The organism is Kitasatospora sp. NPDC088391, assembly GCF_044753345.1.
In the GTDB taxonomy this organism is placed as follows: domain Bacteria; phylum Actinomycetota; class Actinomycetes; order Streptomycetales; family Streptomycetaceae; genus Kitasatospora.
Genome location: NZ_JBIVNB010000003.1, coordinates 942,350 through 952,777, shown reverse-complemented (window position 1 = coordinate 952,777; position 10,428 = coordinate 942,350). Strand labels below are relative to the sequence as shown.

Below are 10,428 nucleotides of genomic sequence, written 5' to 3'. Positions count from 1 at the left end.
TACAGCCCCGCCCTGACCGACTTCGTGTTCATGGTCCGCGAGACCTCGCAGATGTTCATCACCGGCCCCGACGTCGTCCAGGCCGTCACCGGCGAAAAGATCACCCAGAACGGCCTCGGCGGCGCCGACGTCCACTCCTCGGTGTCGGGCGTCTCGCACTTCGTCTACGACGACGAGCAGTCCTGCATCGAAGAGGTGCGCTACCTGCTGTCGCTGCTGCCGCAGAACAACCGCGAGATGCCGCCGACCGTCCCCAACGACGACCCGGTGGACCGCCGCAACGAGTCGCTGCTCGACCTGGTGCCCGCCGACGGCAACCGCCCGTACGACATGCGCAAGGTGATCGAGGAGATCGTCGACCACGGCGAGTACCTGGAGGTCCACGAGCGCTGGGCCACCAACGTGCTGTGCGCGCTGGCCCGGATCGACGGCCACGTGGTCGGCATCATCGCCAACCAGCCGCAGTCGCTGGCCGGCGTCCTCGACATCAACGCCAGCGAGAAGTCCGCGCGCTTCGTGCAGATGTGCGACGCCTTCAACATCCCGCTGGTCACCATGCTGGACGTGCCCGGCTTCCTGCCCGGCGTCGACCAGGAGCACGACGGCATCATCCGGCACGGCGCGAAGCTGCTGTACGCGTACTGCAACGCCACCGTGCCGCGCATCCAGCTGATCCTGCGCAAGGCGTACGGCGGCGCGTACATCGTGATGGACTCCCGCTCGATCGGCGCGGACCTGTCCTTCGCCTGGCCCACCAACGAGATCGCCGTGATGGGCGCCGAGGGCGCCGCGAACGTCATCTTCCGCCGCGACATCAACGGGGCCGAGGACCCCGAGGCGATGCGCGCGCAGAAGATCAAGGAGTACAAGAGCGAACTGATGCACCCGTACTACGCGGCCGAGCGCGGCCTCGTGGACGACGTGATCGACCCCAGCGAAACCCGAGCCGTTCTCGCTTCCTCCCTGGCGATGCTCCGCACCAAGCACGCCGACCTGCCGAGCCGGAAGCACGGCAACCCGCCGATGTAACGGCCCGTCAAGCACGCCGAAACCATTCAGACTTCAGCCTGGGGGAGAAAAGGAACCATGAGCGAACCTCTCGTCCGCATCGTCCGCGGCACTCTGAACGCCGAAGAACTGGCCGCCCTCACCGCCGTCCTGGCGGCCCGCGCCGCGGCCGCCACCCACGCGGCGGCCGCCCCGGCCGTCGAGCCCATCGCCACCTGGTCGCGCGTCGAGCGCCGCCCGGCCTACTTCTCGCCGGTCAGCTGGCAGCAGGCGGCGTGACACGGTCAGGGGCCACGGGGAGCGCGCAGCTCCCGGACCCCTGACTTCGCGCGTTCCCGTGCGCCCTACGCCGCCGCGAGGGCCGGGTGGCGGCCCGCGTGCATGGTGGTGAGGTTGGCGGCCAGGCGTTGCGGGTCCTGGGCCAGCCAGAGGCGGACCGCGGCTCCCAGCATGATGCAGGAGGAGCCGAGGCGGACGCCGGTGGAGTGGGCGATCCGCGCGGTGGCGATGGTGAGCAGGTCGGCCAGCTCCGTGGGGAGCCAGACGGTCAGGGCGCACGGCGCCGGGGTGGTGATGGCGGCGAGCAGCCGGTGGGCGTCCGCCGGGCAGTGCAGGGTGGGCAGGACGTCCAGGAGCCCGTCGGCGACGACTTCGGAGACGTCACTGTGGTGGCCCTGGGCGAGCCGTCGCAGCAGCGTGCGTTCCGCTGCGGTGATTCGGACGGTCATGATGACCTCGTCGCACTCCATGGTGCGGCCCTCCTCGCGACTTCGTGGTGCGTGGGTGGGTAGGTGGTGAGGGGGCGTCAGACGCCGGCGTAGGAGTGCTTGCCGGTGACGAAGATGTTGACGCCGTAGTAGTTGAAGAGCCAGCAGGCGAAGGCGAGCAGCGCCAGGTAGGCGGCCTTGCGGCCGCGCCAGCCAGCGGTGGCCCGGGCGTGCAGGTAGGCGGCGTAGGCGACCCAGGTGATGAAGGACCAGGTCTCCTTCGGGTCCCACTCCCAGTACTTGCCCCAGGCGGCCTCGGCCCAGATCGCGCCCGCGATGATGGTGAACGTCCAGAGCGGGAACACCAGGGCGTTGATCCGGTAGGAGAGCTTGTCCAGGGTGCCGGAGGCGGGCAGCCGGTCCATGAAGTTGGCGGCGCGGACGGTCAGTCCGGCCGCGACGCGGTGCTCGTAGCGGTCCTTGAGCAGGTAGGTGCCGGTCGCGATGAAGGCCGCGAAGAAGGCGCCGCCGCAGATGATCGCGGTGGAGACGTGGATGCCCAGCCAGTACGAGTGCAGGGCGGGGACGAGCTGCTCGGAGTCGGTGTAGAGGACGGTCACCGCGATGCCGAGGAACAGCAGGGCGGCGATCACCACGGGCAGGCCGAGCCAGCGGACGTTCTTCTTCGCGGCCAGCATGGCGACGTAGGTGGCGACCATCATCAGGGCGAAGGCGCACGAGAACTCGTACATGTTGCCCCACGGCCAGCGCATCACCGACAGGCCGCGGGTGACCACGCCGCCGACGTGCAGGAGCAGGCCGAGGACGGTGAGCGAGACCGCGATCCGGCCGGCCAGGTCGGCCTTCTCGCTGGTGCCGGCCGGGCCGGGCCCGTCGGCGGGGGCGCCGTCGCCGCGGCCGCTGGTGACGGTGGTGGCACCGGCGTCGGCGAGCGCGGTGCGGGTGAGGGTGGTGGTGCCGCCGCCCTGGGCGGCGACGGTGACGGTGACCTTGCGGACGCCCTTCGCCGCGTCGGCGGACTCGGCGACCGTCTCGGCCAGGGTGCTCTGCTGCGCGGAGCGGACCGCGACGCCGCCCTTGGCGCCGAACGTCCACTCGATCATCTGGGCGAACATGGCCAGGGTGTAGACGGCCATCGCCGAGTAGATCAGGTTGTTGGAGGTCTGGGCCAACTGGGTGTTGACCTGTGCGAGCAGCACCGTCTACTCCTTGGTTTCCGGGGCGGTGGGGACGGCTGCGGCCGGGGGTTCGGCGGCGGCCGGTGCGGCGTCTTCGGGACGGTCGGGACGGTCGGGCTCAGCCGGTTCGTCGGCCGGTTCCTCGGCCGCCGGGGCGTCGTCCTGGAGGTCGACGGCCAGCTCGGCGAGTTCCTCGGCGGTGCGGGCGGACTCGCTGCGGCCCAGCCCGGCCACCTCGACCAGGGTGCGGCCGTCGGGGGCGGCCACCGCCCGGACCCAGATCCGGCGGCGCTGGACGAACAGCGAGCCGATCAGGCCGAGGATCGCGGTGACCGCGCCGATCAGCGCGACCGCGTTGCCGGGGCGGTGCGAGACGGTGAAGTTGGCCCACTGCTGGTAGCCGTCGAAGGTGAGGCTGCCGTAGCCCTCGGGCAGCTGCCAGCCCTCGCCGACCTTGAGGATCGCGGTGGCCGGCTGGCCGTTCAGCTGGATCTTGGTCATCGCCTTGTCGTCCAGCTCGTACACGTTCTGCGGCAGGCCGCTGTCGGTGCGCAGGTCGCCGGCGTACATGTTGATCACCAGCCGCGGGTCGGCGGCGGCGGGGAAGACCGAGATCGGGCCGGTCCGGTCGAAGCTGGCCGCGGCGGTGGGCAGGAAGAAGCCCTGGAAGGCGAGCTGGGTCTTCTCGCCCTGCGGGCCGGTGCCGTAGTCGTTGACCTTGATCACGCCGAACGAGGTGACGTTGGAGTCGCGCGGCAGGAAGGTCGTCGGGCCGCGGTAGACGACCTCGTTCTTGGCGTTCCGGACGGTGACCACCGGGGCGAAGCCGTGCGCGGTGAGGAAGACCTTGGAGTCGCCCACCTCCAGCGGGTGGTTGACCTCGATCCGGGCGTTCTTCTGCTTGGACGCGTCGGCGCCGTCCCAGTAGCGGACGTTGGCGACGAACTCCTTGGCGGTGCCCGCCGCCGGGCCCTGGGTCTGGAAGTCGGCGGTGAAGCCGTCCAGCTTGAAGCCGAAGGCGTCCAGGTCGTCGACGCCGTAGAACCGGGAGCCGGTGAAGTCGTCGAGCTGGGTGGTGGTGTTGGAGTAGCCCTGGCCCTCCAGCACGATCTTGGTGCCGGAGCCGCTGGCCAGGCTGGCCCAGGCGAACCCGGCCAGCAGGGCGAACAGCGCGAAGTGGAAGAGCAGGTTGCCGACCTCGCGCAGGTAGCCCTTCTCGGCGGCGACCGAGCCGGTGCCGAGGTGGGTGCGGAAGCCGCGCTTCTTCAGCAGCCGGTGCGCGGCGGCGTTCACCGCGTCCGGGGCGGCGTCGGTGTGCCAGGCCGCGTAGACCGGCATCCGGGTCAGGTTGCGCGGCGCGGCCGGCGGCGCGGCGCGCAGCACGCCGACGAACTGCCAGGTGCGCGGGAGGATGCAGCCGGCCAGCGAGAGGAACAGCAGGATGTAGATCGCGGAGAACCACACCGAGCTGTAGACGTCGAAGAGTTGGAGCTTCTCGAAGAGCGGGGCGACGCCCTTGTGGGAGTTCTTCCACTCGGCGACCTTGAAGGCGTTGGTGTTCTGCGGCACCAGCGAGCCGGGGATCGCCGCCAGCGAGAGCAGGAACAGCAGCAGCAGGGCGACCCGCATCGAGGTCAGCTGCCGCCAGAACCAGCGCAGCCAGCCGAACACGCCTATGCCGACCGGGGCGGCGTCGTTCTCCTCCGGCGCGCTGCTGAGCCGTTCGACGTCGGGTTCGTCCGCGGCGTCGGCCGGCGGCGGACTGGTCTTCGTGTCGCTCACGGTCAGATTCCGATCGAGAAGTTCTGGGTGAGGTACTGGAGCTGGTTGACCAGCGCGTCCCACACCCCCGTCACCAGGGCCAGGCCGACCGCGACGAGCATGCCGCCGCCGATCCGCATCACCCACTGGTAGTGGCGCTTGACCCAGCCGAAGGCGCCGAGCGCCCGGCGGAACGCCAGCGCGGCCAGGACGAACGGTACGCCGAGGCCGAGGCAGTAGGCCGCCATCAGCAGCGCGCCGCGCCCGGCGCTGGCCTGATTGAAGGCCAGCGACTGGATCGCGGCCAGGGTCGGGCCGATGCACGGCGTCCAGCCGATGCCGAACACCAGGCCGAGCAGCGGGGCCCCGGCCAGGCCGATCGCCGGGCGGCGGTGGCTGCGCAGCTCGCGCATCGTGAAGCCGGGCAGCAGGCCCATGAAGGCCAGGCCCATCAGCACGGTGAGCACGCCCATCACGATCGACAGCACCCGGCGGTGCTCCTGCAGGGTCTCCCCGAAGGAGCCGAACAGCGCGCCGCCGGAGATGAACACCGCCGCGAAACCCGCCACGAACAGCACCGCGCCGGCCAGCATCCGGCCGCGCCGGGCGCCCTTGGCGTCGGAGAGGTCGGCGGCGGAGAAGCCGGTGACGTAGCTGAGGTAGCCGGGCACCAGCGGGAGGACGCAGGGCGAGAAGAACGAGACCAGGCCGGCGGCGACCGCGATCGGCAGTGCCATCAGCAGCGCGCCGCTGCCGACGGTCTCGTTGTAGCCGACGCCGGCCGCGAGCGGAGTGCTCACTTCGACTCCGCCAGGACCGGTTCGATCATCTTGTCGAGGTCCTCGGTGGACAGCGCGCGCATCGCCCGGGCGGCCAGCCTGCCGTCCCGGTCGATCACGATGGTGGTCGGAATGGACTGCGGGTTCAGGCTCCCCTTGGGGAACTTGAGGATCTGGTTGCCGTCCGGGTCGTAGATGCTCGGGTAGGTCACCCCGAAGTTCTTCTCGAACGCGACGGCGTTGGCCGGGTCGGTGTCCCGGGTGTTGATGCCGAGGAACTGGGCCCGGTCGCCGTACTTCTCGGCCGCCGCCTGCAGGCCCTTGGCCTCGGCCCGGCAGGGGCTGCACCAGGAGCCCCAGATGTTCAGGACGACCACCTTGCCGCGGTAGTCGGCGAGCTTCAGCGCGCCGCTGCCGTCCAGCGAGGTGCCGGTGATGTCGGGGGCGTCGGTGCGCTTGCCGGCCGGGGCGGTGTCGATGCCGCCCTTGCCGGTGACGAAGCCCACACCGCCCTCACTGCTCCCGGTTCCGGAGCTGCTGCACCCGGCGAGGACCAGTGCGGTGGCCGCGCCGAGGGCGGCGGTGAGGCGGATGCGGCGGCTGGACGTCCGTGACATGTGAAAAGTTTCGCATGGCTCCGCGGCCCGTTTGAGGGGGGTCCGGCACTGTCGACCGAACCCCCCTTGACCTGCGCTTTCTCCGCTTATGATCGTCTTAATTCGGGCATTTCGCCGACTGTGGCCCTTACCCTCCGGGCCCCGGCGCGAGCTACGCCCCGAAGCTCTTCCCGACCGGCTTGTCGCCCTTCTTCCCCTTGCCGACCAGGTGGGCCGGCAGCAGGTCGCGGGCCGGCTCGCGGTAGCCGATCGAGACGATCCGGTCGCCCTCGAAGGTGAAGCTGGTCAGCGAGGCCAGCGAGCACTGCCGACGGCGCGGGTCGTGCCAGAGCCGCTGCCGCTCGGCGAAGGAGCGCAGGATCCAGATCGGCAGCTGGTGGCTGACGCAGACCGCCTCGTGCCCGCGCGCGGCGTCCCGGGCCCCGGCGATCGCGCCCATCATCCGCACCACCTGGTCGATGTACGGCTCGCCCCAGGACGGCTTGAACGGGTTGGTCAGGTACTTCCAGTACGAGGGGTTGCGCAGCGAGCCGTCGCCGACGCCGAAGGTCTTGCCCTCGAAGATGTTCTCCGCCTCGATCAGCCGCGGGTCGGCCGCCACGTCCAGCCCGTGCGCCTTGGCGATCGGCTCGGCGGTCTCCTGGGCCCGCTCCAGCGGGGAGGCCACCACGTACGTGATGTCGCGGTCCTTCAGGTGGTCGGCCACCCGCTCGGCCATCTGCCGGCCCAGCTCGGACAGGTGGTAGTCCGGCAGGCGGCCGTACAGCACGCCCTCCGGGTTGTGCACCTCGCCGTGCCGCATCACGTGGACGACGGTGATGTCCTTGTTGCTGTCCTTCTGGCTGTCCTGCTGGCTGTCGGTCTTGCTCTCGGTCACTTGGACTCCTCGGTGGCCTCGGCGGCGGCGCGGGCGGCGGCGGGCAGGGCGGCGGCGATCCGCTCGATCGCGCGCTCGTCGTGCGCGGCGGAGACGAACCAGGACTCGAAGGCCGACGGCGGCAGGTAGACGCCCTGGCTCAGCATCGAGTGGAAGAACGGGTTGAAGCGGAACGCCTGCTGGGTGCGCGCCTCGTCGTAGTTCGTCACCGGCCGGTCGGTGAAGAAGACCGAGAACATGTTGCCCGCGGTCTGCAGCCGGTGCGCCACGCCCTCCTTGGCGAGCGCGGCGGTGACCAGGCCGGACACCTCGGCGGCGACCCGGTCGACCGTCGCGTACACCTCGTCGGTGCAGTGCCGCAGCTGGGCCAGGCCGGCGGCGGTGGCGATCGGGTTCCCGGAGAGGGTGCCGGCCTGGTAGACCGGGCCGGCCGGGGCGAGGTGCGCCATCACGTCGGCGCGGCCGCCGAAGGCCGCGGCCGGGAAGCCGCCGCCCATCACCTTGCCGAAGGTCAGCAGGTCGGGCGCCCAGCCCTCGTGCGCGGCCTCCAGGCCGTACCAGCCGGCCTTGGAGACCCGGAAGCCGGTCATCACCTCGTCGGAGATGAACAACGCGCCGTCGGCGCGGCAGAGTTCGGCCAGGCCGCGGTTGAAGCCGGGCAGCGGCGGGACGACGCCCATGTTGCCGGGCGACGCCTCGGTGATCACGCAGGCGATCTCGCCGGGGTGGGCGGCGAAGGCTTCCTGCACCGCACTCAGGTCGTTGTACGGGAGCACGATGGTGTCGCCGGCCTGCGCGCCCGTCACGCCGGGGGTGTCCGGCAGGCCGAAGGTGGCGACGCCGGAACCGGCGGCGGCCAGCAGGGCGTCGACGTGACCGTGGTAACAACCGGCGAACTTCACCACCTTCGCGCGGCCGGTGAAGCCGCGGGCCAGCCGGATCGCCGACATGGTGGCCTCGGTGCCGCTGGAGACCAGGCGGACCTGCTCGACCGGGGCGATCCGGGCGACGATCTCCTCCGCCAGCTCCACCTCGCCCTGGCCGGGCGTGCCGAAGGAGGTGCCGTGGGCGACGGCCCGCTGCACCGCGTCGATCACCGCCGGGTGGGCGTGCCCGAGCAGCATCGGACCCCAGGAGCACACCAGGTCCACGTACTCGCGGCCGTCCGCGTCGGTCAGGTACGGCCCGGCGCCGGACACCATGAAGCGGGGCGTGCCGCCGACCGCGCGGAAGGCCCGCACCGGCGAGTTGACGCCGCCGGGGGTGACCTCCAGCGCGCGCTCGAAGAGCGACTGGGAGTGGGGTGCTTCGTACGGGTAGCTCATCTGCTCGCTCATCCGTTGGGTCCGCGGGGTGGCCTGGAGCCTCTCTTACCCGCACATGGTCTCAAATCGTGTCCTGGCGTTCTGCATGTCGGGCCCGATCATCTGGAACGATGATCCGTGTGCTGCTCCCCTCACTGGCTGTGGCAAAGGTAAGGTCAGGTAGGCGCACGCTCGTGTAGCACGCCGGCAGGCGGGGTAAGGGGCATGTTCGGAGGGACACCGAGCATGCGGGGGTCTGTCGATTCCGGCGAGTTCCGGTGAGGATGGTCCGAGTGTCCGAGAGGCAGGACGGCTTCGACGAGGCTGCGGAGCGTACCCGCAGGCCGCGCGGGACCGGCGGGGGTACGGGAGCGGGCCGGCAGAGGAGGGGCGAGGGCAGAGTGGGGGTCACCTACAAGTACTTCGGCGCACCCGACCGAGCCACCGCCGCCAGAGTCCCCACCGCGCTCGGCCCGGGCGGCCTCGGCCTCGACGCCGGCGAACTCGGCGCCCTCGGCCGGCTCGGCGACCTGATGGAGACCAGCGGCTCCGGCAACGGGCACCTCTCCACCAAGATCAAGCCCGAGACCATGAGCGCGATGGTCCTCACCGGCATCCAGGGCGTCCCGCTCCACCAGGTCCCCCCGCTCGAACTGGTCGTCCTGCACCCCGACTACGCGGTCGTCCAACTCCCCCACACCGTGGTCGAGCCCCTCCGCAAGGCCGACGAGACCGAACTCGGCGCCGCCGCCTTCATCTGGTCCACCGTCCCCGACCGCCGCGGCCCCCGGGACGCCTTCGTCATCTACCAGATGCTCCACGAGTGGCAGGACTTCGCCGGCCGCCTCCACGAGGCCGGCCACCAGCTCTACTGCCTCGTCTGGCCCTGACCCCCGGCGCTGTCGCGGGGCGGCGGTAGCCTCGGCGCTCGCTGGTGCGGGTGGCCGGTGTGTCCTGTGCGGGAGGAGGACGGGCCGCACGAGGGGGACGGGCCGCACGAGGGGGACGGGGTGGTGATGGTGCCGGTGGCGCAGTTCCGTTCCGGGGACGTGCCCGGTCCGTGGTGGCCGGAGGGCGTGGATCTGTTGCAGGTGCTGTGGTGTCCGATCGAGCACTGGGACCCGCCCGCCCCGCAGGCCGACTGTGCGCCCGTGGTGGAGTTGCGCTGGCGACGGGCCGCCGAGCTGCTCGGCCGGCCGTTGGCGGAGGCGCCCGAACCGCCGGAGTTCCACGAGCCCGAATACCTGCCGGAGCCCTGCGTCCTGACGGTCGATCAGCTGGTGGACTTCCCGTACCGCGAGGAGCTGCCCACCGAACTGCGGCCCGCGCTGGAGCAGTTGGTGCAGGAAACCGGCCCGGGGGCAAGGACGTGATCACCCGGGTGCCCGGCTGGAAGCTCGGCGGCTGGCCGACCTGGCACCTCGACCACCCGCGCACGCCCGCCCGGCCGACCGCGGCCACCCGTTCACCGTCGACCTGCACTGAGCCCTGTGGTCAGAGGCCGAGTCGGGGCCAGTCCGCGTCCGGGTGGTCGGACTTGATCAGGTGGACCATGAGGTCCCAGAAGGAGGGCTGGCGGTACGCGCCGGGGTACCAGCGGGCGAATGCCCAGGCTTCCCATTCGCCCTGGGGGTTGACGACGGCCGGGTTGAGCATGAGCAGGGCGCTGTCGCCCCACTCGCTGATCCGCAGGGCGGTGCGGAAGTACTCCCCGCGGACTGTTTCGCTCTCCTGGTCCTCGTCGTAGCGCAGGTACTCCTCGTCGGGGATCGCCGGGTCGTCCTCGCGGTTGCTCCAGCACTCCACCAGGTCCGGGTCGAGGTCGCGGAGCCAGCCGACCTGCTGGGTGGGGAGGAGTGGCCCCTGGATGTCGTCCACGTGCGACCAGCCGTTGCTCACGGCGAGGAACTCGCGGTAGCTGGGCGGCAGTCGGGTTCCGAGTCGGCGTTCCAGCGCCTCGATGTCGGCTTCGGTCGCGCCGTCCGTCCCGAACCAGCCGGTCGCGTGCGCCTCCGGCGGGAAGCGTCGCTCCACCTCTTCGTGCGCGTCGGGGGACAGCCAGAGGCGGCTCCACTCCTGGAGCAGCGCGGGCCACGGACGGGAGAGGTCACGGTCGGTCATATCTGTTCGTCCGGGCGGTAGTCGGGTGTTCGGGCGGGACCGGGTCGGACCGTTG

General features: G+C 71.2%; 12 protein-coding genes. 4 read left to right on the top strand and 8 right to left on the bottom strand.

The annotated features are described in order from the left end of the window. Both ACIQBJ_RS13085 and ACIQBJ_RS13080 read left to right on the top strand, forming a co-directional pair. Window positions 1–1,029: acyl-CoA carboxylase subunit beta (locus tag ACIQBJ_RS13085; protein ID WP_400708095.1), on the top strand; the 1,029-nt coding region annotated here is incomplete at its 5' end. 57 nt (window positions 1,030–1,086) lie between these two features. Further along, a complete protein-coding gene (locus ACIQBJ_RS13080; RefSeq protein ID WP_400708093.1) occupies window positions 1,087–1,287 on the top strand; it encodes an acyl-CoA carboxylase epsilon subunit in 201 nt (66 codons plus the stop codon). 65 nt (window positions 1,288–1,352) lie between these two features. Here the strand turns inward: ACIQBJ_RS13080 and ACIQBJ_RS13075 are convergent, their stop codons facing one another. The 7 genes from ACIQBJ_RS13075 to hemL all read right to left on the bottom strand — a co-directional run bounded on the left by ACIQBJ_RS13075 (window position 1,353) and on the right by hemL (window position 8,285). After that, a complete protein-coding gene (locus ACIQBJ_RS13075; protein WP_400708091.1) occupies window positions 1,353–1,757 on the bottom strand; it encodes a hypothetical protein in 405 nt (134 codons plus the stop codon). A 56-nt stretch (window positions 1,758–1,813) separates the two neighbouring features. Further along, entirely contained in the window at window positions 1,814–2,935 is a 1,122-nt protein-coding gene (ccsB, locus tag ACIQBJ_RS13070) for a c-type cytochrome biogenesis protein CcsB (RefSeq protein ID WP_400708089.1), read from the bottom strand. Between the two features lie 3 nt (window positions 2,936–2,938). Next, a complete protein-coding gene (locus ACIQBJ_RS13065) occupies window positions 2,939–4,696 on the bottom strand; it encodes a cytochrome c biogenesis protein ResB (protein WP_400708087.1) in 1,758 nt (585 codons plus the stop codon). Between the two features lie 2 nt (window positions 4,697–4,698). Then, complete coding sequence (locus ACIQBJ_RS13060) at window positions 4,699–5,412, bottom strand: cytochrome c biogenesis CcdA family protein (RefSeq protein WP_400708168.1); 714 nt, start codon at window positions 5,410–5,412, stop codon at window positions 4,699–4,701. Between the two features lie 59 nt (window positions 5,413–5,471). Beyond that, a complete protein-coding gene (locus ACIQBJ_RS13055) occupies window positions 5,472–6,071 on the bottom strand; it encodes a TlpA family protein disulfide reductase (RefSeq protein ID WP_400708085.1) in 600 nt (199 codons plus the stop codon). 151 nt (window positions 6,072–6,222) lie between these two features. Then, window positions 6,223–6,873, bottom strand: coding sequence for a histidine phosphatase family protein (locus tag ACIQBJ_RS13050; protein ID WP_400708166.1), 651 nt, complete (start codon window positions 6,871–6,873; stop codon window positions 6,223–6,225). A gap of 71 nt (window positions 6,874–6,944) precedes the next feature. Beyond that, window positions 6,945–8,285 (bottom strand): glutamate-1-semialdehyde 2,1-aminomutase, encoded by a 1,341-nt coding sequence (gene hemL / locus ACIQBJ_RS13045; RefSeq protein ID WP_400708083.1) that lies wholly within the window; start codon window positions 8,283–8,285, stop codon window positions 6,945–6,947. Between the two features lie 368 nt (window positions 8,286–8,653). Here hemL and ACIQBJ_RS13040 point away from each other — a divergent pair, with 368 nt between their 5' ends. Continuing rightward, window positions 8,654–9,142 carry a hypothetical protein gene (locus ACIQBJ_RS13040; protein WP_400708081.1) on the top strand — a complete coding sequence of 163 codons (489 nt, stop codon included), beginning with the start codon at window positions 8,654–8,656 and terminating at the stop codon, window positions 9,140–9,142. Between the two features lie 66 nt (window positions 9,143–9,208). Continuing rightward, window positions 9,209–9,625, top strand: coding sequence for a hypothetical protein (locus ACIQBJ_RS13035; RefSeq protein ID WP_400708079.1), 417 nt, complete (start codon window positions 9,209–9,211; stop codon window positions 9,623–9,625). 121 nt (window positions 9,626–9,746) lie between these two features. Here ACIQBJ_RS13035 and ACIQBJ_RS13030 read toward each other — a convergent pair whose 3' ends face one another. Next, on the bottom strand, window positions 9,747–10,373 hold the full coding sequence (locus ACIQBJ_RS13030) for an SMI1/KNR4 family protein (protein WP_400708077.1): 627 nt from the start codon (window positions 10,371–10,373) through the stop codon (window positions 9,747–9,749). Between the last annotated feature and the right edge of the window lie 55 nt (window positions 10,374–10,428).

Coding starts and splice junctions, on each gene's coding strand:
- ACIQBJ_RS13050 (WP_400708166.1), bottom strand. CDS start 6,873: ATGCGGCACGGCGAGGTGCACAACCCGGAGGGCGTGCTGTACGGCCGC.
- ACIQBJ_RS13055 (WP_400708085.1), bottom strand. CDS start 6,071: ATGTCACGGACGTCCAGCCGCCGCATCCGCCTCACCGCCGCCCTCGGC.
- hemL (WP_400708083.1), bottom strand. CDS start 8,285: ATGAGCGAGCAGATGAGCTACCCGTACGAAGCACCCCACTCCCAGTCG.
- ACIQBJ_RS13030 (WP_400708077.1), bottom strand. CDS start 10,373: ATGACCGACCGTGACCTCTCCCGTCCGTGGCCCGCGCTGCTCCAGGAG.
- ACIQBJ_RS13080 (WP_400708093.1), top strand. CDS start 1,087: ATGAGCGAACCTCTCGTCCGCATCGTCCGCGGCACTCTGAACGCCGAA.
- ACIQBJ_RS13075 (WP_400708091.1), bottom strand. CDS start 1,757: ATGGAGTGCGACGAGGTCATCATGACCGTCCGAATCACCGCAGCGGAA.
- ACIQBJ_RS13060 (WP_400708168.1), bottom strand. CDS start 5,412: ATGGCACTGCCGATCGCGGTCGCCGCCGGCCTGGTCTCGTTCTTCTCG.